This window comes from Paenibacillus flagellatus (genome assembly GCF_003217775.1).
Classification (GTDB): domain Bacteria; phylum Bacillota; class Bacilli; order Paenibacillales; family NBRC-103111; genus Paenibacillus_AB; species Paenibacillus_AB flagellatus.
In genome coordinates this window covers 1-26,108 of the sequence record NZ_QJVJ01000023.1, presented here as the reverse complement: position 1 = coordinate 26,108, position 26,108 = coordinate 1, and the positions used below count along the sequence as shown (strand labels likewise).

Annotated in this window: 22 protein-coding genes; 19 read left to right on the top strand and 3 right to left on the bottom strand. The window is 53.7% G+C overall.

Annotated elements, in window-relative coordinates:
• Positions 1-9 precede the first annotated feature (9 nt).
• The 13 genes from DLM86_RS30950 (at position 10) to DLM86_RS30890 (ending at position 14,575) form a co-directional block, all read left to right on the top strand.
• Positions 10-717 carry a hypothetical protein gene (locus DLM86_RS30950; protein WP_110844002.1) on the top strand — a complete coding sequence of 236 codons (708 nt, stop codon included), beginning with the start codon at positions 10-12 and terminating at the stop codon, positions 715-717.
• 33 nt (positions 718-750) lie between these two features.
• Positions 751-1,596, top strand: coding sequence for a CpaE/TadZ family protein (locus DLM86_RS30945; protein WP_110844000.1), 846 nt, complete (start codon positions 751-753; stop codon positions 1,594-1,596).
• On the top strand, positions 1,593-3,464 hold the full coding sequence (locus DLM86_RS30940; RefSeq protein WP_110843998.1) for an ATPase, T2SS/T4P/T4SS family: 1,872 nt from the start codon (positions 1,593-1,595) through the stop codon (positions 3,462-3,464). The genes DLM86_RS30945 and DLM86_RS30940 overlap by 4 nt, the downstream gene beginning before the upstream one ends.
• Positions 3,454-5,523: a hypothetical protein gene (locus tag DLM86_RS30935; RefSeq protein ID WP_110843996.1), complete on the top strand. Its 2,070-nt coding sequence runs from the start codon at positions 3,454-3,456 to the stop codon at positions 5,521-5,523. The genes DLM86_RS30940 and DLM86_RS30935 overlap by 11 nt, the downstream gene beginning before the upstream one ends.
• 76 nt (positions 5,524-5,599) lie before the next feature.
• Positions 5,600-6,079 carry a hypothetical protein gene (locus tag DLM86_RS30930; RefSeq protein ID WP_027093301.1) on the top strand — a complete coding sequence of 160 codons (480 nt, stop codon included), beginning with the start codon at positions 5,600-5,602 and terminating at the stop codon, positions 6,077-6,079.
• An 81-nt stretch (positions 6,080-6,160) separates the two neighbouring features.
• Complete coding sequence (locus DLM86_RS30925; protein ID WP_110843994.1) at positions 6,161-6,550, top strand: hypothetical protein; 390 nt, start codon at positions 6,161-6,163, stop codon at positions 6,548-6,550.
• 10 nt (positions 6,551-6,560) lie between these two features.
• On the top strand, positions 6,561-7,109 hold the full coding sequence (locus tag DLM86_RS30920) for a hypothetical protein (RefSeq protein WP_110843992.1): 549 nt from the start codon (positions 6,561-6,563) through the stop codon (positions 7,107-7,109).
• On the top strand, positions 7,096-8,073 hold the full coding sequence (locus DLM86_RS30915) for a hypothetical protein (protein ID WP_110843990.1): 978 nt from the start codon (positions 7,096-7,098) through the stop codon (positions 8,071-8,073). Before DLM86_RS30920 ends, DLM86_RS30915 begins: the two co-directional genes overlap by 14 nt.
• 115 nt (positions 8,074-8,188) lie before the next feature.
• Complete coding sequence (locus DLM86_RS30910) at positions 8,189-9,295, top strand: copper amine oxidase N-terminal domain-containing protein (protein WP_245955047.1); 1,107 nt, start codon at positions 8,189-8,191, stop codon at positions 9,293-9,295.
• 4 nt (positions 9,296-9,299) lie between these two features.
• Positions 9,300-13,118, top strand: a complete 3,819-nt coding sequence (locus DLM86_RS30905; RefSeq protein ID WP_245955046.1) for a DUF5704 domain-containing protein — start codon at positions 9,300-9,302, stop codon at positions 13,116-13,118.
• Between the two features lie 24 nt (positions 13,119-13,142).
• Positions 13,143-13,628: a hypothetical protein gene (locus tag DLM86_RS30900; RefSeq protein ID WP_062410483.1), complete on the top strand. Its 486-nt coding sequence runs from the start codon at positions 13,143-13,145 to the stop codon at positions 13,626-13,628.
• 218 nt (positions 13,629-13,846) lie between these two features.
• Positions 13,847-14,287 carry a hypothetical protein gene (locus tag DLM86_RS30895; protein ID WP_110843988.1) on the top strand — a complete coding sequence of 147 codons (441 nt, stop codon included), beginning with the start codon at positions 13,847-13,849 and terminating at the stop codon, positions 14,285-14,287.
• 21 nt (positions 14,288-14,308) lie between these two features.
• Positions 14,309-14,575 carry a helix-turn-helix domain-containing protein gene (locus DLM86_RS30890; protein WP_110843986.1) on the top strand — a complete coding sequence of 89 codons (267 nt, stop codon included), beginning with the start codon at positions 14,309-14,311 and terminating at the stop codon, positions 14,573-14,575.
• Here the strand turns inward: DLM86_RS30890 and DLM86_RS32925 are convergent.
• Complete coding sequence (locus tag DLM86_RS32925) at positions 14,562-15,380, bottom strand: hypothetical protein (protein ID WP_245955045.1); 819 nt, start codon at positions 15,378-15,380, stop codon at positions 14,562-14,564. The genes DLM86_RS30890 and DLM86_RS32925 overlap by 14 nt on opposite strands.
• Between DLM86_RS32925 and DLM86_RS32920 the strand changes: the two genes are divergently transcribed.
• From DLM86_RS32920 to DLM86_RS30875, 4 genes are all read left to right on the top strand, one after another.
• On the top strand, positions 15,346-15,786 hold the full coding sequence (locus DLM86_RS32920) for a TnpV protein (protein WP_342773133.1): 441 nt from the start codon (positions 15,346-15,348) through the stop codon (positions 15,784-15,786). The genes DLM86_RS32925 and DLM86_RS32920 overlap by 35 nt on opposite strands.
• 149 nt (positions 15,787-15,935) lie before the next feature.
• Positions 15,936-20,270 (top strand): DEAD/DEAH box helicase family protein, encoded by a 4,335-nt coding sequence (locus DLM86_RS33140; protein WP_425454007.1) that lies wholly within the window; start codon positions 15,936-15,938, stop codon positions 20,268-20,270.
• A 288-nt stretch (positions 20,271-20,558) separates the two neighbouring features.
• Positions 20,559-20,753, top strand: coding sequence for a transposon-encoded TnpW family protein (locus tag DLM86_RS30880; RefSeq protein WP_110843982.1), 195 nt, complete (start codon positions 20,559-20,561; stop codon positions 20,751-20,753).
• Positions 20,754-20,834: 81 nt separating this feature from the next.
• On the top strand, positions 20,835-22,760 hold the full coding sequence (locus DLM86_RS30875; protein WP_110843973.1) for a DUF4368 domain-containing protein: 1,926 nt from the start codon (positions 20,835-20,837) through the stop codon (positions 22,758-22,760).
• A gap of 44 nt (positions 22,761-22,804) precedes the next feature.
• On the opposite strand, the gene DLM86_RS31880 is transcribed toward DLM86_RS30875, so the two are convergent.
• The gene (locus DLM86_RS31880; RefSeq protein WP_146250333.1) at positions 22,805-23,113 is read right to left on the bottom strand and encodes a hypothetical protein; all 309 of its coding nucleotides are present in this window, start codon (positions 23,111-23,113) and stop codon (positions 22,805-22,807) included.
• A 330-nt stretch (positions 23,114-23,443) separates the two neighbouring features.
• On the opposite strand from DLM86_RS31880, the gene DLM86_RS32280 reads away from it, so the two are divergent.
• Both DLM86_RS32280 and DLM86_RS30865 read left to right on the top strand, forming a co-directional pair.
• On the top strand, positions 23,444-23,593 hold the full coding sequence (locus DLM86_RS32280; RefSeq protein WP_158289725.1) for a hypothetical protein: 150 nt from the start codon (positions 23,444-23,446) through the stop codon (positions 23,591-23,593).
• 285 nt (positions 23,594-23,878) lie between these two features.
• Entirely contained in the window at positions 23,879-24,739 is an 861-nt protein-coding gene (locus DLM86_RS30865) for a ParB/RepB/Spo0J family partition protein (protein WP_110843969.1), read from the top strand.
• A 233-nt stretch (positions 24,740-24,972) separates the two neighbouring features.
• On the opposite strand, the gene DLM86_RS30860 is transcribed toward DLM86_RS30865, so the two are convergent.
• Positions 24,973-25,962 carry a hypothetical protein gene (locus tag DLM86_RS30860; RefSeq protein ID WP_110843967.1) on the bottom strand — a complete coding sequence of 330 codons (990 nt, stop codon included), beginning with the start codon at positions 25,960-25,962 and terminating at the stop codon, positions 24,973-24,975.
• Positions 25,963-26,108: the final 146 nt, after the last annotated feature.

Here is a 26,108-nt window from a genome sequence, read left to right as displayed (position 1 = left end):
GAGGCTGTCATGAAAAAAGTCGTGTTTTTCGGCGCGCCGGACAAAAGCCATCTGCTTCTCGTGCTAGGCAAGCTGCTCACGGCGATGGAGCGAAAGGTGCTGATCGTGGATTCCACCCTTGCCCAGTCCATGCAAGGCTATTTGCCGCAAGCGGATTTCGGCTATTCGCTGCGGGAATTTGAAGGCATCGATGTGGCGACCGGGCTCATCACGCCAGCGCAATTGGAACGTTCCCTGCTTCAAGCCGAAGGCGAAGCGGCATACGATGTCATGCTGCTCGACACCGATCACACCGAATTTGTGAAAGGACGAGAGTTGCCGGGTTATGACAAGCGGGTTTGGTGCAGCAATTGGAGCCGGCTCAGCATGCATAAAAACGCGGAGCTGATGCAGCGGCTGTGCCTTCACGAAGCAGAAGGGCAGCCGCTATCGTTTTACAAACTGATAACCCCTACCCTGCCGACCGCCATACCCGAGACCTATATCGATTCGCTGCTGCCGCAGCAGTTTATACGCTGGGAGGACACCGTGTTCCGCTTTCCGCTGGACGAACGGGATATGTCGGTCGAACTGGGCAACCAGCATCATGGGCGCATCGACATCAGGCGGCTGTCCGGGGCGTATCGCCGGAACGTGCTGGACATACTGCAACAGTTGTTTGATTGCGATGCCAAAACCGCCCGGCGTGCATGGGCGCGCTCCCGAAGGCGCGCATAAATCCGGTAATGTTGCACGAAAGGAGATGAAGCAATGGGCTTTACCGTGGTGTTTTGGAGTCCGGTTTCGGGACAGGCCGGTACGACGAGCAACCTGATTGCCTCTGCCGCGCTGCTCGGACTCGAATATTCCTCGCGCCTTTTGCTGCTTGGGCATTTGCAAAGCGAATACGCGGCCATCGAACGCAGCTTTTACCCGAGACGGACCTGGATGAGCAAAGCGGACGCCCCGCCTGACGCGGGCATCGACGCGCTGCTCAGGCTTTTGCAAAACCGCAAGCTCGAACCGAACAGGTTGCGGGATTACACGCTGCCGCTGCTCGCCGACCGACTCGATATCCTTCCGGGATCGAACAAGCCGGATGCATCGTTTGTTTCCTCCGCACAGGAATGGCTTGCGCCCCTTTTGGAACTGACAAGGCGCGCTTACGATCTGGTATTGCTGGACGGCGGAAGCGGCAATTTGTCGGCGTGGACAAAGGCGCTGCTGCGTCAGGCGGATTTGCTGGTCGTCTGTCTGCCGCAAAACGCGCTCAAGCTGGAGCAGGTTTTTCCGCTGGTGGAGGCGCAGCTTCAGTCCAACCGGAAGCATTTGCTTGTATTCGGACAATATGACCAAGGGTCGGCGTTGAGCGTCAAAAACGTCATGCGCCAGTTTCATCGGCGGGAGCCTGCGTACCCGATTGTCCATAATACGGGCTGGCTGGATGCGACCCAACAAGGAGAAGCCGTCCGTTTTCTATTTCGCAATCGACAGGTGCCGCGCGATCATGAAAACGATCCCTTTATGCAACAGGTGCGGGCATTGGCACAAGCGATCGTCCAGCGCGCCGGATTAAGCAAGCCTCTTTTCGGCGGGAAGGAGGACGATGACCGATGATGTTCGCGCTGAACGCTTTGCTTCTGGCGGGCATCCTCATCGCGATTGGCGTCTTGCTCTATTTGCGCATGAGCCGCCGCTTGCCGGAGCAGCCGGACGAAAAACCGGTCTATACACTGGAAGCGATGACCGCGTTTGTGAAAGAGGCGCTGCACGAGATGACGAGCAGCAACCTGATCGACTTCGGCTTGTCGGAAGAAGAATACCGCCGCCGCAAAAACAAGCGCGCAGAACTGAAAAAAGCGCTGCGGGGCTGCACGTCCGGAGATTTGCGGGACAAGGCGTATGTGAAGCAGGTCATCGCCGATTTGCTCGAGCAGCGCTACCATCTGGACGACAATAACCTGAATCGCCTCCTGCCGTTTGACGACCCGCAGGCGCTCACATCGCAAGATCAGTTTGACATCCTGCTCTATCTGTTTAAGAAACAACATCGGTTGAGAGCACTGGACGAACTGATTCAAAAATACGAATTGGATCGCCCCAAACGGAGTATGGAAGACGAAGAAACCGAGTCATATCGGATTACCGCCGACGAAATCCGCGACATCTACAAGCAGGAAACGCGCAAGCTGTCTGCCGAGGACAAAACGCAGATCGTCGTGCAGCGGATATACCAGCATTACAAAGGGTTTAGCGTCATCGACGAAATCCGCGACATGAAAATCGACGGCGTATCGGGCGGCGTATCCGGCATCCCCCCGGCGATGTGGGAAGGCGAATGGAGCCTGGAGGAAGAAGCGCTGCTGCGCGAGGTGCCAAGGTCGCATGACAGCGTGTGGCTGTTTTATAAAGGGAAATCCATTCATTTGAGCTTCCTGTCCTTCGGCTCGGAGCAAGAACTGAGGCGCGTGTGCCAGAACGTGTACAAACATAATTTTCCCGGCCAATTGTCCGAGGCGAACGGCTTTAAGGTGAACGAAATGGCCGACGGCTCCCGCGTCGTCGTGCTGCGCCCCCGGTTCAGCGAATCGTGGGCTTTTTTTGTGCGCAAATTCGATGTGCAAAACGCCGCGCTGGAACAATTGATTCAGGACGACAACGCCGAGCTGCCCATCGGACTGATCCGATATCTGGTCATGGGCGAGCGCATTACGGCCATCACCGGTGCGCAGGGCAGCGGCAAAACGACGCTCTTGATGGCGATGGTGCGCTACATTCCGGCCATCTTGCCGATTCGGGTGCAGGAAATGAGCTTTGAGCTTCAGCTTCGGAAAATATACCGGGATCGCAACATTTTAAGCCTGCGGGAAACGGAAACGATCTCCGGGCAGGACGGGCTGGACATCCAGAAAAAAACGGACGGCTCGGTCAATATTTTGGGAGAAGTGGCGACCGACCCGGTTGCCGCCTGGATGGTGCAGATGGCGCAGGTCGCTTCGCTGTTCACCTTGTTTACGCATCATGCCAAAACATTCCGCGATCTCGTCTATTCGCTGCGCAACTCGCTGCTGAAGACAGGGGTGTTTACGAACGAAAAAGTGGCCGAGCAGCAGGTCGTCAGCGTCATCAACTTCGACATTCACCTCAGGCGGGACGCGGACGGACATCGCTACATTGAACGAATTACCGAATGCGTCCCGGTGGAGCAGGAAGAGGGCTACCCGGAGACGTTCCGCCACAAAACGACGACCGAGGAGAAAATGACGGCGTTCATGGAGACGATGCTGGAATATTTCCGCCGATCGACGGACCGACCGCTTTACGTCGCGCGGAACGTCATCGAATACCGGGACGGACGCTATGTCGCCGTTCATCCGTTGTCCGAGCGAAGCCGCAAGGAAATCGCTGCATGCCTCGCCGGGCCGGACCAGGCGGCGTTCGAGGCGTTTTTGGCGGTTCACTGGGGGGATAGCGATGAAAATTGAATGGCTGTCCCTGTTGCTGGGCGCCTCGACGTTATTGTTTCTCGCGATGGTGGCGGCGTTTCAATGGGTATCCCGTCACGGTTCGGACGTGGAGGCCGTTCGGCAGTATGAAGCGCTGCGCAAACCGGGCAAAGCCCGCAAGAAGCAAGCGCTGCACAGCGTGTTGCAGCAGTTGTATCGACTATGCGAACGCGTACCGATTCTACGCGCTTATTTGTACCAACTTCGCAAACGAATGACCATTCTCCAGCTTGGCGACGAATGGAAGCTGCGGCTGGAAACGATGAGGACGGCGCTCCTCATTTGGGGCGTGCTGCTCGCGGCGGCTGTTCCGCTGGCGATCGGCGTGCGCGACCCGGCCACGCTCGGCATGATTGGCATCGGCTTCTGGGTTGGCCACGGAATCCTTTCGGACAATCTGGTGCATCGGCTGGAGACGCGACTGCTTCGGCAACTCCGGCATTTCTTTTCGGATGTGCGCCATCATTATCATCGGCACGGCATGGTGGAAGAAGCCGTTTATGAAGCGGCGGACGGCGCGTCGTATGAGATGGCGCTGCACGGACACGAAATATACGAAGTGCTCACGGCAAGCGACGCCGAGCAGCGGCTGGCGCAGTATATCGAGAGCGCGCCGAACCGCTATTTGCAGGGCTTGGCCGGGCTGTCGCATCTGGTGAAGGAATACGGCGACAAACGAACCGCAACCGGTTCCGTGTACTTGAAGGCGCTTGGGAAGCTTGCGACCGAACTGAATCTGGAACTGCTGCGCCGCGAGCGCCTCAGTTTCCTGTTGCAAGGACTGACCGCCATCGCGCTGTTGCCACTGCTGTTTACCCGGCCGATCGAAGCTTGGGCCAGCCATTACTTTCCGGCCATGGACGCCTTTTATGCGAGCACGACCGGCTGGATCGTGAAAATCGGCCTGATGGCGGTCGTATGGCTGTCCTACGTTCTGCTGCGGAACATTCAGGAGCTGGACGTGAGTCCAAAACCAACCGGCCGAAAAAGATGGGAGAAACGGGTTTACGAATGGCCGTGGATGCGCTGGCTTGTGCATCGTTTCGGTCCCGCCCCCGGTTCCCGTGAAGCTGACCGCATGGTCAAGCTGCTTAAAGACACCGCGTCGCCGCTTCGGCTGGAATGGCTCTATGTGCAGCGCATCGTGGCGGGGGGCATGGCTTTTCTGGCTGTGCTCGGGATGTTTATGGCGCTTCATGCCGCAAGCCGGCATCAAATCTTGTATGCGCCGGTAAAGCAGGGCATCCTGTTCGGTCAACTTTCGCCGGAAGAGGAAGCCAAGGCGCGCGAGGCGGCGGCGCTCGATCGCCGCATCATCGATCGCGTAAAGGAGGTGAAGCATCGCACCGAAGAAACGGTGATGGCCCTGCTCCGCAGCGAATCGCCAGCAACAAACAAGGACGATCAGCTTCGCGCCGCGGCTCGGCGCATTATGGGCAAGCTCACGAAGCTGGACAATCAGTATGTGAAGTGGTGGGAAGCGCTCCTCGCCGCTCTCGCGGGATGGGGCGGCTACGCCATGCCGGTCGGCGTTCGGTTGTTCCAGCGGCGCATGCGGCAGATGGAGATGAAGCATGAAGTGGACCAACTGCATGCCGTCATCGCCATGCTGGCGGATCTGGACCGGATGTCGGTCGAGCATCTGCTCATCTGGATGGAACAGTTTGCCCGCGTGTTCAAGGAACCGCTGCAAACGTGCTTGCTCCATTTCGAACAGGGCGCAGATCAGGCGCTGGCGCAGCTGAAAGAGGATGCGCCGTTTGTGCCGTTCGTCCGCACGGTCGAAAAGCTGGAACTGGCGGTGCAAAGTTTGCCGATTCGGGAAGCGTTCGACGACCTGGAGTCGGAACAGGCTTACGCGCAGGAGCAGCGCAAACAGGAGTACGAGCAATTGATTGAGCAAAAGGCAGGCTGGGGAAAATGGATCGGATTTGCGCCAATGATGGCCCTCATTTTCGGCTATCTGGTCATTCCGCTCGTCATCGTCAGCTTGCACCAGATGTCCGTTTACTACGAACAGCTTCAGCGCATTCAGTAAGCGGACATGTTGCGGCGCTTTCCAAACGGGAAGCGTCTTTTTTATTTCGAATTTCATTTGAAGGAGAGATCGGTTCATGTCCAACGCGCAAAAAGCACTTGTGATGGCGGCAGGCATTTTTCTTGCCATCGCGCTCATTACCCTTGCCGTCGTATTGTTTATTTCCGCGCAAGACTCCACCAAGGCGGCGCAAAGCAATTTCAGCAATATCCAGACGGAGCTGTCGCAAACGGCGTTTACGGTGTACGACAACACGACGTTGTCGGGCAGTCAGGTGGTCAACGCGCTGCGCAAGTTCAGCGATCAGGACCAGTTCGGCATCCAGATTGTCACCGGGAAAAATCCGGCGGGTCAGTGGTATGGCAAGGTGATCAACACGGGTGTTCCGATCGACAGCGTGACCTACGGCTCAGTGGTTGGTGAAGCGCCGGGGCAACTGAGCCATGCGCTCGATGAAGCGAATATCAACTACGTCAATCCGAGCGGCAAATTTCGGGCGCAACTGGTGCATGACAGCAGCAACGTCATTCGCGGCATTGTGTTTCGGCAGCAGTAAGCGTCCTTACAGACATCACAACGCTGATGGGGCGTCCTTTCGGGTATAGACGGACGCCCAGTTTTTCCAAGGAGGAAGCCGATGGAACATGCCCCCAGAACGATGCTGGAAATGAGCGTGGCCTGTCTTCTCTTTCTGATGGCCGTAACAAGCGGACTGCTACTCTTTCAAACCGGGGCCGCGCTGAACGCCACCGCCTATGTGTCGGGAAAGTCGCTGGATCGCAACATGCAGATGACGGTTTCACCGCTTTCCGGCGACGGCACCGTATCCGGCGCAGAGGTAGCGCAATCCATTGCCCGGCTGGAGACGGGAGACGCGGAAATTGTGGTGGACGGCGTTCGATACGTGCCGCCGCTCGATCGGGACCAGTTCGTCCCCGCCGGCATTCGCCTGAATGCCCGGTATACGGCAGTCGCCCAGCGAGATGCGTCCGGACAACTGGTGCGTCTCATTTTCGCTTTACGCTAAGGAGAATGCCATGAACAGTATCTCGAAAGTTTTCGCGGCGCTCATTGCCGTTCTTTTGCTCTACCTCTACCCCATTTCCGCAGCCTTCGACCAGCAGGACGATATTTCGGAACTGGTCGTCCTGAAAGCGACGACAACGTTTGTGGATGCAGTGCGGGACAAGGGCTTTGTGTCGCCGAGCATGTATACGGACTTTATGGAGGCGATTGCGGCAACAGGCAACTCCTTCGATGTGCAGATGGAACACGGCAGCAAAAAGTACGTTCCGGTCTACGACGACCCGACAAGGCCGGAGACGTTTCGCGGCAGCTACGAAGTGCACTACGACATGTTTTACAACGCGCAAATTTTGCCTGTTCTGTTCCCGATCAGCGCGGCCGCCAAAGATGATCCGACGCGACGCTATAAGCTGCACGTTGGCGATACGTTTGCGGTTACGGTCAAAAATACGAACCGGACTCCCGGCACCATCCTATTCGATTTTCTAAACCAGGCCATCAGTTCGAACGAAATAATATTTATTCCTTACGGCGGGGTGGTGCGCAATGAAATGGATTGAATGGGCCATTGTCGGGGCGCTCATTTTCCTGCCGTTTGCGACGATCAACCGGATCGAGGTCGACATGCAGCGAAAGGCGATGCTTACCGAGCTGCGGTATAACACCTCGCTGGATGCCGCTGTAGATGATGCGGCGCGCATGTTGACCGTTAATGCCAATCAGCAACGGGAGACACAATATGAATCGGCCAAGCGGGTAGTGCTGAACAAAGATGAAGCGATTGCCGCTTTTTATCGGACGCTATATATCAACTTCGGCATTGTCGACGATCCCGTTGCACAAGGCGTATTACGCCGGTATATCCCGGCCGTTGTGGTCATCGGGTACGACGGTTTTTACGTCTATGCCGAGGAGGAATGGACAGGAGCCGACGGAAACACGGAACGGAAACCGGTTTGGGGAGCAAAAAAGCCGTATGCCTACGCCGATTCATCGGGAAACAGCCTTTCGTTTACGCTGGATGAATTCGTCCTCGCTTACGATGCGGGAAGTCGCAGCTGGTTCGAGGGTTTGCGGGGCGACGTTGGACAGCAGACAAACATCGCACTGTTAAAGGACGCTGAGCGGTTTGAAAAGGTGCGCCGAAGCACCATAGTCCATGCAATCGAGGACGAATTGGCCTACCGGATCAACAAACACAATGAATGGGTTTCCCGGTTTGGTCTCTCCTACACGTTCACGTTGCCAACGATTTCACAGGAGGAGTGGCACAATACCGTGGATGATGTCGGGGTGATTGCTTTCATCCAGGGGATTCCGATGGGAGGCAAATTTTATAACAATTACGCCCTCGGCGGTAGCCGCGTACTCAAGAAACCAGAGATTGTCGGCGCGAGAAAAGGAAATGTGAAGGTGTATTACCGCAGTACATGCGGCTTTTCCTATCCGGTGGAAGAAACGTTTTCCAGCGAAAAAGCGGCTGCGCAAAAAGGATATATGCCGCTGAGCTGTTCTTTTCCATGATCGTAATGAGAGGCTGTTTCGGAAGGTGGACACGCCGCAAAATCGGCTCTATGATAAAAATAATCGTTGAAACTTTCCAATTACATTGTGATCTTTTTCGAGAGGAGTGTAACGCGTGAGGAAATGGGTATTGTCAGGGCTAGTTGCAGCGATGATGTGTAGCTTGTTCGGGACGGCGGTAAGCGCGTCGAGCAACCTGCCGTCCTACGTCGACGTCGTCATGGACGGACAAAAAATCTGGTTTCCCGATGCGCAGGCGTTTGTCGATGAGAACAATCGGACACTCGTGCCGGTTCGATTCATCGCGGAAAAGATGGGCGCGAAAGTAGGCTGGGAACCTGAAACGATGACCGTACCGATCGAGCGAGACGACTTGCATATTGTGCTAACGATCGGTGAAAGCAAGGCGCTCGTTAACGGCCAGGAAATGGTTTTCGATACGAAGGCGATCACCAGCGGCGGACGAACGTTTGTCCCGCTGCGTTTTGTCAGCGAAGCGCTGGGTGCGGAAGTGAAATGGGATAACCCGACATCGACTGTTTTTATTTCCACAAAGGAAGACGCCAACACGAAGTACGATGAATGGGGCCGACTGATTCGCACAACCAATTTGCCGACGAACGCGAAAGACTATCCGTATATTCTGGCCGATGTGCCGAACGAGATGTATGAAATGGCCTATCCCCATTCTCACCCTACGAATAGTAAGGTTTCATCCGTTTTATACTCGACCATACCAGAATTCAACAAGAAAAATGTGGATATGTGGATGAAATGGTTAAAAACGTTCGGCGCGTTGTGGCTGAACGTGGATTACAAAACGATCGATGATACATGGGCGCAAGCGGTATTTGCCACGAAAGTGCAAAGCTCCAATGCGGAATTGAAATATATACGTCGTTATGTGGATTGGGTCAAAGAAAACAAGATTCAAATCGAGGGATACCTCGATCCCGAACCGTCCATGATTTATAAAGACGGATTTGGCGACAATTTCATTCGCTCCAAATTCAGGATTAAATTTGTTTCGTTTAAGGAAAGTAAAGATCTACTATACGATGAATGGTTCCCCAGCAAACAAATTTTTGAAAAAGGGATTTGGTATGAAGGCTTTACCGATATCCCCTTATCAACGAATGTTGGAGGCGATTGGGGTCCTACGCTGAAAGTAAGTCCGAGCGCCAGTTTGTTCTACAACCATACGATTAAAAGGATGGAGTAGAGAAATGAACAAATTGAATATTCGATTATTAAGCATGCTGCTGGCATGCTTATTTTTATTTCTTTCCATTCCAATCTCTGTTTTTGCGGGAGCCCCTGATGTCAAAATTGAAGATGGCACCATAAAGTTTAAGATCACCAGCACGGCCGCAACGTCGTCCATCAAATACAGAACCGTAGGCTGGACGATCCGTCGGGACCAATTATGCACGAATTCGACGCCCAAACAATGCGGCAATCCAAGAAGCGGCCAGCATGTTTCATTTTTGGACCAACAGGTGCGACAAGTCGATCAATACCCGAATCCGCCGGTTCCCGGCCAGCCCGTTACGACTTTTTACGAAGTCAGCGAGGCGCTAGTCACGGAAGGCATGTGGAAGGCGGGAATGGGCAACATCAAAGACAACGACGACCTCTATCTGTATGCCATTATGGTGTCCATCGACGGGAACGGCAACGTGCGCAAAGGGCCGTTCTATACGCTGGATGAGATCAAGCGAGCCGAACCTTGGGCGCACCCCGACGACTTGGACGATTATTTCGGCATACATGTACCCTACCGCAGCGCGGATTTTCCGGTCGATGTCATTGCGAAAACAGTAGGCGGCAAAATCATTCAAAAACCTGAAGTTACATTCTTCAAGGGCAAGTACAAAGTCGGGGAAACAATCGATCATGAATTTCCCGAAACCATTGAGGACAACGGGAAAAAATATACGATCGTTCGTTCCTATTTATCGCCTAAGCAGGACCCGGCGCGGAAAGACTGGCTGCAAGAAAATCCCGAAACGAATCCGAAGGTGCGAACGCGAAGCTTTACGGTGCATCTGGGCGGAACGGACGCGGTTGCCGAATATGCGGAGAACAATCCGGTGAAAGCCATCTATCAAAAAGAAGACGGCACCAAACTCAAAGAAGTGGACAAAGGCGTTTTCGCTACCGGGGATGAGGCGAATCATACGTTCGAAGAGCAAGTCACATATGGCGGTCAAACGTATGAGATCATCCGATCTTATATTACAAATAATACCAAACCCGACGAGAAGCTGTTCATTCAGGAAAAAGGCGACCCCAACCTCAAAGAGCGCTCCATTCTGGTGGGATCGGGCGGCTCCAACTTTATCGGCATTTACAAAATTCCCTCCTCGGTAACGGTCACGTCCCGGATTGAAGCGCCGGAAACGGTCGACCAAAACGTGACCGAAGTGGACGGGGATTTTGTTTTTGAAGTCGAGTCGCTAAAGAATTTGAAGTCATACGAGATCACGGATATTCGAAATGCCAGGCTCGTTCAAACGGGCGACAAAACCGGAACCCTCTCCGGCACGTCAACGAGTAAAACGATTCCGATCAAAATCCCGTTCACGTCCGGAGACAAAGTGAGCGTGCAAATCACCGTCGTCGTGAAGGATGTGGACGGCAATACGGGGGATTCGACATCGGACCATTCGGTGCGTAAAGGCGACGGGGGCGGAGAACCTCAACCTGGCGATTCCCAGCAGGCCGAAGCGATGGAGCCGAACGTTTCTGCCGTCATTCAGGCGGATGCGCGCGGCTCAGAAATATTTGATGTGCTGCAAGGCATTCCGACTTCAGAGAGCCTGTATGTGAACGCTTTGGCCAAATCGTACTTGTACCGAAACACGTTCACGGAAACGACCGGCACGAAGCAATACCCGATTCAGGTGAGTAAAACATATACCCTTACCTGGACGGAGACGCGATCCGGCCCGCCCGATGCGGACGGGAATCCGACGACCATTACCGTTCCGCGTTCAGATACACAGACGGTCACCAAAAACTATTTGATTGAACGCAAGTACAGCTTCTGGACGATTCAAAATCTCGAAGTGTACAGCATTCAAAAGGCGACGGTCTCCAATTATGCGCTTCCTTCGGGGACGGTTACACTGGAGCCGAATGGCTATACGCCGCCAACCGTTTCCGCCGCGCATGATGCGTCGCTCAGCGCGCATATTACCGATCCGGTTTATTCGAATGTGACGCTGCCCGGACAAACGATTTCCGGCGGTTCCAGCCGGCCTTCCGTACCGAACGAGGACTGGAAGTCAACTGCAGAAAGCGCCATCGGCAAGATTAAGGTGAAAAACGACTCGTTCGTTTTTAACGGAAATACGATTATGGACAATCGAATCGTTGAAGAAAAAGCGCCGACGCCGGGGGCGATACCGGAACCGCCGATGATTGGGCAAGATGTGCTGTACGGCAAAGGTTATCTCATTGACGCTTCCAAAACGAACAAAGCGAATCAGCCGAGTACCGGCACCATCTTTTATACGCTGGTCAAGGGCATTGGCGGCGGAGAAAACAAGAGCTTTCCGATCGGCGGCATCAATCCGGTGACCGTGCATACGCCGGTGGTGAACTACGCCTCGGTGTCGGACGATCAGGACCACAACCAGAAGACAACACCGACAGCGGGAAGATCCGCGCTTATTCTGGACCGGCCCTTTACCGTGACGATTCCGACAAGCGGCCCGCACAAGGACATCAAGGGCTACGGCAATCGGGATTATGCCAAGTATATGAGGGACAAGCAGGTACGCTTTCCGTTCGATGTGTACAAAGCGGATCGCACAACGCTCGTCCCCAAGGAAACGTGGGTATCCATCCCGGTCGGCCAGATACAGACGACCTTCTATTTACCCGTTTGGGTGGACGAGGGCCATTACGACGTGTTATTCCGAACGTTTGCCGAGAATAGTCCGGCCTCCTTTACGTCCCAGATGAATGCCAATCTGGACTTGTCCAACCATGTGGCTGCGCAGGCGGTTCCAGTGGAAGTGATCGGCCGCCTCTATGATTTCCGCATCACCGACATTGCCGATTTTGCCTGGGAATCGGTGCTTCGCACCCAAAAGGGCAGCGCGACGCCGACAGGAAACGCCTATTGGGTCGGCACGAAAGGCATTGACGGCGCACCGCGCGGAAACACCCCTCCTTACGTGCTGCCGGTACGGCAAGGCAGTCACCCGGAGAGCGGCAAGAAAAACGTAGCGGTCAAAACGGGTTACCATGTCAAATTCGAAGTCATGACGAAAGGCAACATGTTCGGCTCGGGAAACGGCATCCTCATTACACCGACGTTTTATTTTGTGGACAGCAAGGGGAAGAACAGGCAGGAAGTCGATCTTTACTATCATTCAGGCAGTCAGCGGTTTATTCGTATTGGCTCCAGCGACGATGTGGAGAAACGGTATGTGACGCTCGACGCTCGCCTGCGCAATGTGTCGAAGCAGGAGTTGACCGACACCGCCGCAACGCTTTGGTCGCTGAACGGTTCGCCCGGAGCGAGGCAGACGTTTATCGATCAATTTGTAAAGGATGCGCAGAAGCCGACCTATGTGGGCGGCTACGATATCATGCTGCTGCCGCCTCAGCTTCGGACGTTTGTTGGCAGTATGCAGGTGCCCTCCGGCATCGATGCGGCCCGCGCCAACGCTTCGGTGCAGCGGTGGAGGGGGGACTACAGTTTGCCCGCCGCGCCGTACGTGGTGCCGAAAGGCTTCAATCTGGCCGAGTACGGCCGCACGCACCGGCTGGACGATCATGCGCCCGTATTTCTGAAGGATGGGTACATCATCGTCAATTTCAACATCGAAACGATCCGCAATCAAGACTTGAACCATCCGCATCTGCAATACAAAAACGCGCCGCTTGACAATCAGTGGCGGATGGAAGGGTTTCAGCCCAGCTTCGTCGATCCATACGGGGCAACGTTCTCCCTGCTGGACGGCGACGTCGTCTTTTATCATGCCAATTTGTCCAGCTACGACGACTTTGGGTCGGGAGGCACCCATTAAATTCACCAGACGGGAGGGATAAACATGTTGGAAAAGCTGCAAAGTGCCGCGCCAGAGGATACGGCTTATTTTTATTCCGCTTCTGCCGCAGAGGAGATCGAACGTGGCTGCATCGGCCACCTGCGCGGCGATTTTGGGCGGTCGGGCGAGGAGTTCTGGGTAACCTGGTTTCCCCGGCGCTCTCCCTTTGAAACGACTGCTTTTAAAGAAGAATTGGGTAAGGTCTTTCAAGCTATCGGCGATCAGAAGGTGCTGAAAAGCCGCCAGCATATGTTACGATTTTGCAGCGAGCATCCGGAGGCGCGCATCGGCGGTGCTTGGAGCACGGATGTATACGGGTTTTGCATGCAAACGCAGGATCACCGCTACTATTTGCGCTGCTTTCCCTTTGCCGGGGATTACAACTTTTACTTGTACTGCTATGCCCGGCCGGAGCGCTTGGTGGAGCAGCAACAGCAAGCGCCTTCCACGCCTGCCGCACAGAAGAAAAAAACGGAAACGCAACGATAGGAGGACGCAATGAACGATCTCACTTGTTATCGGCTGCTGGACGGAGCCTCGCTTTCGCTTGCGGCCAAGCTGGTGTACTGCTATTTACCGGATTTGGCGGGCGGAAAAAACAACCCCGTGTGGCTTTCCTCCCGTCGGCTTGTGGCAGATATCGGACTTTCCCCTTCTATGTGTGTCGCAACCTAGAGCGAACACCTACCAGCCGGGAGGAAAAGAATATGCTGGAAAGACTGCAAACGGCCGTGTCGGAAGATGCGGCCTATTTTTATTCCGCTTCCATAGAGAAGGATACGAAACGCGGATGCATCGGGCACCTGCGCGGTTATTTTGGCAGCAGCGGCGAGACATTCTGGGCAAACTGGTTCGAGCATTTGCCAGCGCTAAAAACGCCGGCTTTCCGGGCGGAACTGGATGCGGTTGTGCGGGCATTGACGGAGCAGGGACTTCTTCAAAGCCGCAGCCAGATGCACCGTTTTTGCCTGTCGCATCCGGAGGCCCGATTATCGGGGGCGTGGCATTCCGGCGTATACGGCTTTTGTTTTCAAACAGAGCGCCATCGGTACTACCTGCGTTGTTTCCCGCATGCGGGAGACTACAATTTCTATCTGTACTGCTACATCCGGCCGGATCGTTTGTCGGAACGGTCGCCGGAGCGATAGCGTCTGCCGAGGAGGAAGTTTATGAACGATCTCACACGGTATAAACTGCTGGCCGGAGCGAAGGTCCCTCCTGCAGCAAAGCTATTGTACAGCTACCTGATGGACCGCGCGGGCGGACGGCATGGCTGCGTCTTGTTGTCCGGCAAAAAGCTGGCTTTGGAGGTGGGTCTCTCTCCTTCCACTGTCCGCCGAAATCTGCATCGCCTGCAACTTATTGGACTCATTCGGATTACGGCTCGTTATTCCGAGGAAGGCATTCGCCTGACCAATCAAATCACGTTTCGGTAAGGGAGGTGCTCTCATGACAGCCAAGTTGCAGCGCATCGTCGAACTGGCTGCCAGCACGGCTCGCACGGTGACGAATCAGCCTGACCGCTGGGCGGATTTTTTGCGGACGGCGGCCTGGAACTATAAATATCCGTTTCAGGATCAACTGTTGATCTACGCACAACGTCCGGACGCAACGGCCTGCGCGCCGATTGAAGTATGGAACAAGCGGCTGGATCGCTGGGTAAAGCGCGGCGCGAAAGGGATTGTCCTGATCGAGGATCGGGGCAACCACCTGGGCCTGCGCCATGTGTTTGACGTATCGGATACCCAGAGCAGACGCCAGCCGCAGGTGTCGCTTTGGCGATTGCAGGACAGCGATACGGCTCATGTGATTGAAACGCTGGAAAATGCGTTCGGCGCGCCGGATGAGATTGAACCACGTGCGGAGCTGCCTGCTGCGCTCCTCACTGCTGCGCGGAATGCAGTGGATGACAACAGCGCCGATTATGTGGCGGAGTTGATGAAAGAGCGGGAACACAGTTTGCTGGAAGACCTGGATATTTCGCATGTGGAGCTGTTGTTCAAGCAAGCTGCCGAAAAGGCTGTCGCTTACATGGCGATGACCCGTTGCGGGCTCGATCCCGCACATTACATCAGCATCGAGGATTTGTCCGGCATCGGGTATTTCAACACGCTTCCTGTGCTGTCCCACTTGGGCGCAGCGATCAGCGATGTGTCCGAGATGATGCTGCGGGAAATTGAATCGACCGTCCGGGCGCTGCGCCGGGATGCACAACGTGCAAATGAGGGGCAATCGTTTCATACCCTTGCAAGACCCGATTCCTTGCCGCACAATGAAGCTACCCTGCAAGAAAGGAAGGATGAACATGGAACTGACGTACACGCCGCAAGGGGATTATCTGCTGCCCAACCTGACGCTGAGCGAAGCGGAGACGACCATCGGGAAGTACGGGATGATGCGCAAGACGTTTCTGAAAACCGAGCGGAAGGGCATGTACGCCCATCTGATGTTGTCGGAGCAGTTGAACCAACATCTGGCGGACATCGACCGGACGGCGCGGGAGCAGATCGACCGGACGATACAGGAGATGCTCACGTCTCACCCGGCACCGGACAAGGCGAGCGATCCGCTGGGCTGGACGGGACATATGAACAACCTGAAGCAGCAGGCGGAGGAACTGATTCTCGCGGAACTGATTTATCATTAAAATGGTACGACCGGGAAACGGAGGACCGAAGTCTTCCGTTTTTTCACGACCATGCCATCATCAATGACTTGCTCCGAGCCGCGCCGCTGCGGGAGAGCAAGTCGGACATCACAGCATTTTTCCTTGCTCACGAGGATGAGCGCGAGCGCATGTTGTATGTGCGCGGTTTGTTTCCGGCAGGCATCACCGAACTGACGCTTGATGAAGGGGTGCAGGCCGGATTTGAGCCGTACAGCAATGTGCTTCATCTTTGGACAGGTACAGCGGAGCAAAGAACGGCACAAGGCTTTTACGATTGGGGCGTCATCGCCGGGCATATCGCCAGCATGATACTGTTAAACGAATTTGACTTGTCGCGAAAGTCAGAACCATCCATCGAGCAACAGACGCTGTGGATGGAACAAGCGGAGGACGCAAAAGCCTCCGCTTTTTTCATGCCGCAAGCGGTCATTGACGCCATTTTGCAAAACGGCAGCGGTTTTGAGAACGGCAAGTTTCGCATTGCGCTGCATTTCCAGCAGTCGCTGTCCGCACAGGAGAACGCCGATTTCCTGAAACGGGAATACGGGACCGGCGGGCGTCTTCCCGCGCTGATCGGCACGGATATTCACATGAATTATGACAGCAAAGGCATCACGCTGACCCGCGGCTCGATCATGAACCCGGATACGCAGATGGTGCTGCCGTGGATGAACGTGCAGAAACGTATCGGCGAACTGCTGGCAGCGGGTCGTTACTTGAACCGGCAGGAAGCCGAGCGATTGCCCGCCTTTGCGGAAGAACAGGAGGAAAAGCGGCGGCTGCAAGCGGCGGAAATGGTCAGGCCCGATGCGCCGCAGCCGGATGCATCGTCGGGGCTTTCCCGACCGGACGCGCAAGCGGAACCGGAACACACGCCGGTGAATCGGGAACGGGCGCGCTACGGTTATGACACGGGCAGCACGGTCTGGATCGGTGCGGACGAATATGAAATTGTGCAATTGGAGCAACGAACAGTGGTGCTGCAAGACCGTCAGTTCCCGCTTTTCATCAAAGAGTTGAATCGCCGGGATTTTGAGCGAATGCTGCGCGAAAACCCGCTGAACGATCATCTGATTACCGGGGAGCAGGAATCGGAATGGACTGACGAAACGGCATGGGAAACGACGGAAGATGCGGTTTCACCGGAAGAGCCGGTGACGGAGGAACCAGAGACCGTATCGCAGCCGGACACTTCCCTTTCCTCTGAGAGTGCTGCCGGCCGCACCGCTCCAGCCCGTTCGTCTGTCCCGGCTGTCAACTACCGGATTACGGATGATGAACTGGGGCATGGCGGTGCAAAAACGAAGTTCAAATGGAACATGGAAGCGATTCGGCTGCTGAACAAGCTGGAGCAGGAGCAGCGGCAAGCGACAGCGGACGAGCAGGCGGTGCTGGCCCGCTATGTCGGATGGGGCGGCATCCCGCAGGCATTTGACGAAGCGAACACGCAGTGGGCAGCCGAATATGCGGAACTGAAAAATGTGCTGGAGCCGGATGATTATGCATCCGCCCGCGCGTCGACGCTGAATGCCCATTATACGTCTGTGACCGTCATCAAGGCGATGTACGACTGTCTGGAATCGATGGGCTTTCGCAGCGGCAATATTTTGGAGCCGTCCTGCGGCATCGGCAATTTCTTCGGACTGGTGCCGGAGTCGTTCCAAGGCTCGCGGCTGTTTGGCGTGGAACTGGACAGCATTACCGGCCGGATTGCCAGGCAGCTATACCCGCAGGCGTCGATTGCGGTCAGCGGCTACGAACAGACAAATTTGCCGGACAGCTTCTTCGATCTCGCCATCGGGAACGTGCCGTTCGGCGGTTATGGCGTGGCGGATAAACGTTACGACAAGCACAAGTTTCTCATCCATGATTACTTTTTCGCCAAGACACTGGACAAAGTGCGTCCGGGCGGCATCATCGCCTTTATTACGTCCAAAGGAACGATGGACAAGCAGAACCCGGCGGTTCGCAAATATATGGCGGAACGCGCCGAACTGCTCGGAGCGGTGCGTCTGCCGAGCAATGCGTTTCTGGCCAATGCCGGAACCGAAGTAACCGCCGACATCATCTTTTTACAGAAACGGGATCGCATGGTCGCCGTCAGCGAGCAAACCGAAGCATGGCTATCCCTGTCCGAGACAGCGGACGGTGTGCCGGTGAATCGTTATTTCGCGGAACATCCCGATATGGTGCTGGGCACCATGGTTTTTGACGACCGGATGTACGGCAACCGCCAGGAAACGTCCTGCAAGCCATTCCCGGACGCCAATCTGGATGAGCTGCTGCGCGAAGCGTTGTCGGGCATCCATGCCGAATGGGTGGAGCTGGAACGGGAAGACCAGCCGGAGGAAGAAGACCCTTCCCTCCCTGCCGATCCGTCTGTCCGCAATTTCAGCTTTGCGCTGGTGGATGGACAAATCTACTATCGGGAGAACAGCCGGATGCGGCGCGTGGACACCTCGGCGACGGCGGCAGGCCGCATCAAAGGGATGATTCAGCTGCGGGACACCGTACGCGAACTGATCGAGTACCAAACCGAAGACTATAGCGATGAGATGATAGAGCAGCAACAGCGAAAGCTGAATGCGCAGTATGACCGGTTTACGGCGCAATACGGCCTGATCAACAGCCGCGCCAACAGCCTTGCCTTTTCGGATGACAGTTCTTACTTTCTTCTTTGCTCGCTGGAAATCATTGACGAGGAAGGACGGCTGCTGCGCAAGGCGGATATGTTCACCAAACGCACCATCCGTCAGAGAATCCACGTTGAACAAGTAGATACCGCTTCGGAGGCGCTTGCGGTTTCCATCGGCGCAAAAGCCCGTGTCGATCTGCCGTATATGGCGCAGCTAACCGGTTGGACGGAAGAACAACTGATAAAAGAGCTGCGCGGCGTCATCTTCCCCAATCCCGAAAATCTGAACGAGGAAGGTAAGCCGATCTATGAAACCGCGGATGCGTACCTGTCCGGCCATGTGCGGGAGAAGCTGCGTGTGGCCAGACAATTTGCCGCATACGATGCCGAACGTTACGGCGAAAACGTCAAAGCGCTTGAAGCGGTGCAGCCGAAAGACCTGGACGCCTCCGAAATTGATGTCCGTTTGGGCGCAACCTGGCTGCCGCCGGAAGACATTCGGCAATTTCTGTTTGAGCTGGTGGACACGCCGCCGATGTACCAGACCTACATCAATGTCATGTATTCCGAATATACGGCTGCCTGGAACGTCAAAGGCAAAAGCGATGACCGCAGCAACAATATCAAGGCGAACGTCACGTACGGCACCAACCGCGTTAATGCGTATAAAATTCTTGAAGATACGCTGAATTTGCGGGACGTGCGCGTATTTGACACCGTGTATGAGGACGGCGTGGAAAAGCGTGTGCTGAACAAACAGGAAACGGCCATCGCCCAGCAAAAGCAGGAGATGATGAAAGAAGCGTTCCGCGACTGGATATGGAAAGACCCGCAGCGGCGCGAACGGCTGACACGGCTGTACAATGATCGGTTCAATGCCATCCGTCCTCGCGAGTACGACGGCAGTCATATCCGATTCACCGGGATGAACCCGGAAATCCGGCTGCGCCAGCACCAGGTCAATGCGGTTGCCCGGGCGCTGTACGGCGGCAACTCCCTTTTCGCTCATTGTGTCGGCGCAGGAAAAACGTTCGCGATGACCGCCGCAGCGATGGAGAGCAAGCATTTGGGACTGTGCAACAAGAGTATGCTGGTCGTTCCGAACCATCTGACCGAACAGTGGGCGGCGGAGTTTTTGCAGCTATATCCGTCGGCGAATATTCTGGTGGCGACCAAAAAGGACTTTGAAACGAAAAACCGCAAAACGTTTTGCGCGCGGATCGCTACAGGTGATTATGATGCGATCATCATCGGCCATTCGCAGTTTGAAAAAATTCCGATTTCTATGGAACGGCAGCGGCAGCAACTGTACGAGCAGATTTCGGAAATTACAAGCGGCATCCGGGAACTCAAGGAAGCCAGAGGCGAACGCTATGCGATCAAGCAGCTTGAAAAAACGAAAAAGACGCTGCAAATCAAGCTGGAGAAGCTGAACGATACCAGCCGCAAGGATGATGTCGTGACCTTCGAGGAACTGGGCGTAGATCGGCTATTCGTGGATGAAGCCGATTCGTACAAAAACCTGTTTCTTTATACAAAAATGCGCAATGTGGCCGGACTGTCGCAAACCGAAGCGCAAAAGTCGTCGGATATGTTTGCCAAATGCCGCTATTTGGACGAACTGACCGGAGGCCGGGGCATCATCTTTGCGACGGGTACGCCGATCTCCAATTCCATTACTGAGATGTATACGATGCAGCGTTACTTGCAATACGAGCGGCTCAAGCGGCAGGGATTGCAACATTTTGACGCTTGGGCTTCGACATTTGGCGAAACCGTAACCGCGATAGAGCTTGCGCCGGAAGGTGTAAGCTTTGATGGAGGGTAAAACCCAAATCTAGCTGATGGTCAACTCATTTGTGGCAAAATGGATTGGCTGACGAAAAAAAATTCGCAAGTGCACAGTTAAATTGGTGGAAGCTTGCAAGTATGGATATACCGATATCCCTGCGCGAAGAGAATAACTTTTATCATACAGGCTGAAAAAGAAGATTGCCAATGGCGCAAGCGTGGCGATCTGACTTGTTCAGCCTTTTTGTGTGCCTTGTAGCTCTGAAATGGGGCTGTAGGCTGTGTTAAGCGCATGCAGCGTATTAGGAATGAAAGGAGCCGCTACATGACCGAAAATCAAAATCCGGATGCCGTGCCGCCGCAACCCGATTTACCCGTCGCCGCGCGCAGAATATCCTGCAAAATTGGCTCAACGACCTACGATGTGACGATTCATTTCAGCAAGACCAGCAAGGAGAATATGAATGACAAGATACTGCGTCTTGTCCGCAACGATCTGCAACGCCGCCAGTTGGAGTAAACGGCACAATGGAGGCAATTGCCGAAAGCATGATAAAATGACACCAGCCACAAATGAGTTGACTGTCTGAAAGGAGCCATTATGCTTAGACAGTCAAATGAGAAAATCACCGCCCTGTATGAACGCCTTTCGCGTGATGATGAATTGCAGGGGGACAGCAACAGTATCGTCAATCAGAAGAAGATGCTGGAGGATTACGCGAGGAACAACGGCTTTAAAAACCTTGTTCATTTCACAGACGACGGCTTTTCAGGCACGAACTTTGAAAGACCTGGCTGGAAGCGGCTTATGGCGGAAATGGAACAGGGCAAGGTGAGTACAATTATTGTCAAAGACATGTCGAGAGTCGGGCGGGATTACTTGCGCGTCGGCATGTATACGGAGGAGTTTTTCAAAGCCGGTATCCGCTTTATTGCGGTCAATGACAATGTGGACAGCGACAATGGGGACAACGACTTTACCCCCTTTCGCAACATCATGAATGAATGGACGGCGCGGGACACCAGCCGTAAAATTCGAGCTGTTTTCCGAGCTAGGGCTATGGAGGGCAAGCGCATATCGCCATCAACGCCTTATGGCTATCTGCGCGATCCGCAGGACAAGCAAAAATGGATTGTGGACGTGGAAGCTGCGGAGGTTGTGCAGCGCATTTTCCGGCTTGTAATCGAAGGGTATGGCGTCTACCAAATCTCTGATATATTGACCGCTGACAAGGTGCTTATTCCTTCCGTTCATTGGGAACGCATCGGGGCAGATAATCAAAGGCACAAGCATTATCAAGATCCATACCGCTGGCGCGGCGGCGTGGTGGCAAAAATCCTTGAACGCATGGAATACATGGGCCATACCGTGGCCTTCAAGACCCATACCGCATCCTACAAAGACAAACGCTCCAAGGCGACAGCGCCGGAAGAACGGGTAATCTTTGAAAACACGCATGAGCCCATCATAGACCCTGAAACGTGGCGTAACGCCCAGCGGCTGCGCCGAACGGTGCGTAAGCCTGCTAAGCAAGAGAAGCCTAGCAGACTGACCGGGCTGCTGTACTGCGCCGATTGCGGCGCGAAAATGACGCATGACCGCTCCATTGACAAGCGGCCGGGCAGAAGTGCCAAGAACGAATACTACTGTTCCAGCTACCGCACACAAACCCGTAGCTGTACAATGCACTTTATCCGCGTTCCTGTTGTTGAGACACTTATTCTGAATGCGCTACGGGAAGTTAGCGCTTTTGCGCGGGCAAACAAGCAGGAATTTATTCGTCTGGTAACGGACAGCACTTCCATGCGGCAGGACAAAACGGCAAAACAGCAGCGGAAGAAGCTGACCGCTTATCGGAAGCGCAGTAATGAACTTGATACGATCATCCGCAAGCTCTATGAGGACAATTTGAGCGGAAAGCTGTCGGACAAGCGCTTTGAGAAGCTGTCCGGCGATTATGAGCGGGAGCAGGAAGAACTGGAGCAGACTATAGAGCGCATACAGAGCGAGATTGACAACTTGGAGAAGCAGACGGTCAATGCAGATCGATTTCTCGACTTGGTTGACCGCTACACCGATTTTGAGGAACTTACTACGCCCATGCTCAATGAATTTGTGGAAAAGGTAGTTGTTCATGAGCGGGTAAAAGGCAGTCGCTATACGACCACGCAGAAGGTGGATATTTATTTTAACTTTGTGGGATTGGTGGAGTTGCCGGGAGAGAAAAATAACGTCGACCCTGATAGCAGTGCCTTGCAAAAATCTGTTTCAAAAAAGGCAATGAAAGCTTACGCTCCTTTTAAGCAATATCTGGAACAGCAGAGTGCTTCTACGATTCGCCTGACCATTTCGGGTATAGAGAGAATCATCGGGAGCAAGTTAACGGCAACCGCATATAAGTACAGGACGTACTGGTATCCGCAAAAAAACCGTCCGTTAGGCTGCGTCATCTTTAATGCAGGTTACGACATTCAAAAGTTGGATTTGGAACGGCAGTTGATTCTATTGAAAAGAGCAGAGGGATAAGTGGATAAAACAACCGGCAAACCGTTATAACCGCATTGGGATAATTAATTACGGGAAGAACGAAGAAGGTTTTTGACATTTTCACCCGACAGATTGAGATTCAACCGTAAAAATAACGTGGTTGGATTAACAGGTAGAGCGTCAAGAGGAGCACCCCAAGAAAAATCTGGGAGGTGCTCTTCTTGATTTATGAAGGTAAGGAAAATCGTATAAACCGAGAACGGAAAGTTCCATAGCAGGAACAACCACATGGCAGACAAGGCGGATATCGTGTGTAAATGCTTCTCTCTCCCTTTTCCTGGCAGGTGCTTTAAAGGCAAAGCGAGACGAATGTCTCGTGTTGCAGCAAGCACTGAATTTGGTCTCCCAAATTCGCTTGTTGTGGGCTGCGCCCCCCAATCCCCCATCCTTACGTACCGCGGCTGTCGCGAAGCCTTATAGCTTTGTCTACAAAAAGTCACGGGATTAAAGTGTTGTTGATTTTATTGCAATACGAATCAACAGGGGGTGATGGAGAAATGAACCATATGTCAGAAATCTTTTAGAGAGCCCACATTCAGTGTATTCGTGAATTTTTGCTACGCGGTGTGGCAGGCACCGACATCAATCCGAAGAGCTATAAGGAACGGATAGACGAAGTGCATACGTCTGTTATCGAGCTTATTGAGGATAAGTTTCCTGACATGGCTGAATTCGAGGAAGTAACTACCAAGGTCTATGACTATGCGGGCACCTGCGAAGATGTGTATATGGAAATTGGTTTGCAATGTGGTTTTATGCTGGCTGTGCAGATGCTCGCTAATTCGCAGGGAAAACCGGAACCAGCCAAATGACATTCTGAAAAGGTCGCTGCAATTCAATGGCGTCCTTTTTTCTTTGCTTAGAAAATCCAAGCGTCAGAACGGCGAGTCGACACCGTTCCGGCGCTTTTTATATAGATGGTCCCATGCTCGTACAAAGTTCCGTGAAAGTTATCGTGGCTGTATGCAGGCGGGGTCTTAGGGGCGAAGCCCCTAACAAGCGAATTTGGATATCCAAATTCAGTGCTTGCTACAACACGAGACAGTAGTCTCGTGTTGCCCTAAAGAACCCGCCGAGAAAAGGAGGCGGATTCCCAAATGAACGAATCAGTTATTACCATTCCGATAGACCAGCTTCATCCGTTCCCAGACAATCCCTATCAGGTGACGGATAATGAGGAATTGCAGAGCATCATCGAAAGTATCCGAATGTATGGTGTCATTACGCCGCTGGTTGTCCGTCCAAGAGACGAGGGCGGCTACGAAATCATATCAGGACATCGCCGGAGGGAGGCTTGCAAAAAGGCGGGGATCGCTGCGGTCCCTGCCTTTGTACGCGAAATGGATAGAAACGCTGCTATTATCGCCCTGGTTGACAGCAATCTGCACCGGGAGCAAGTGTTGCCGTCAGAGAAAGCGCGCGCCTATAAACTGAAGCTGGATGCCATCAAACGGCAAGGACAGCGCAACGATCTAGTCAAAACGGGAACATCTGACCAACTCGGACAGAAGTCGCGGGAGCGCGTTGCCGTTGATGTCGGGACGAGCGCCACACAGGTGCAGCGCTATATCCGGTTGAACGAATTGATTCCGCCGATTCTTGAAATGGTGGATAGCGGCAAGGTGGCGTTCAGCCCTGCTGTGGAGCTGTCTCACCTGACCGAAAAAGAACAGGAAGCCTTGCTGGAAACGATGAACAGCGAGGACCGCACCCCTTCTCTTTCCCAAGCCCAGCGCATGAAAAAACTGAGCGCGGATGGCCTGCTCGACATGGACGCGATTTTCAAAATCATGACCGAGGATAAACCGAATCAACGGGAGCAAATCAAGCTGCAAAAGGAAAGTATCAAGGAGTATTTTCCGAAGGACTATACGGCCCAGCAAATGGAACAGACCATATTGAAGTTGCTGGAGGAATGGCGCAAAAAGCGGGAACGGAGCCGCGAGAACAGCCGATGACTTTTCCCGGCAGGTATATGGGGCATTGGGACGACGACGGCAGCGCCGCCCTTTGACGATGACCCGCTAAACAAACATGATTAGGCGACGGGCAAAGAAGTGATCATTCAGTTACGTGTTGTGCACGGTAATTTTGTAAAAAGAAAAGAGCCGGCTTAACCCACCCGGCTCGATTCCTTCTTATTCTGTTTTTCGCCAATCCATTACTTTCTTTCTGGCCAGCATCGAAATTATTACTGCGTGATTTGTGCCGGGAAGCTCGGGTTAATGATGTACTGCGTCAGGCTCGCTGTTTGGTCGTTGTTGTAGAAACGATAGAAGCTGATAAACGATTGCCTCGGTGCGTACGGATCCTTGTACGCATTTACCGCGCTCGTGGGGCTGGCGTAGTTAGTAGCGTAATCCGTATTCGATTTGTCTGTCGTTTTCGAATAAGGAGATCCGTTGTTGTATCCTGCAAGGGTATGTGAAGATGCCACACTAACCATGTTCGATACATAGGAAAGGCTTTGATAGTTGTCCGATTGGCCGTCCAGCTTTACATATGAGAAGCAGACAGTAGACAAGCTACGGTGCGTAATAACATGGCTGTTATTGGTTACTTGGCTGTTATCGGAGAACAGCATCTCATACGGTAGCCATTGTACGATCGGGATTGTACCAATCGCCTTTTGAGCATACATCTGCGCGATATAAGTCACATTTTTAACGAGAATTTGCTTGTTGGTGTATAGGGTCACACCGTTTTGCCCTGCAGCGAGGTTTGTGCCTCCTGCAAGCCCTTGGGCATACAATTCCTGAACGGCATACGTCGTACCGCCAGTGTAATAAGTATAACGGATATCATACCATTTAACGTTCGAGTTAGACGGAGGAACCGTCACTTGGATGCTAACATCGCTGCCTCCATTCGCGATGGCTTGAGCCTGCGCAGGCGTAATGGCGTTCACACCCAATGCCTGAAGATCTGATTCCAGTTGAACCTCGGTGCTATCCAGTTGCTGCGGATCAACATCTGTACCGTTCTTTGCGGCTTGAAGCAGCTTGTTCGCCCGATACTCACCGAGCTCCTCAAACTTAGCCCTGATTTTCTCCTTTTTGGCGTCGATTGCGGCGTTATGCTTATCTTGGGCTGGGGTGTTCTTTACTGGGGTCGCCATTGCCGATGAAGCGAAGACAAGTACCATCAGGATGGACATCAGGAGCATTGACACTTTTTTCATAATGAGCCTCCTGGAAAGATTTATCCTGAATTTCGAAAGCGCATAAGAATGCGGTGGCGATCATCCAGGAGCGGATCAACAACTGTGAATAAGTGGGAGTGGGACCAGCGAAATTTTGAAACCAATATCCACATGGGGATAACTCC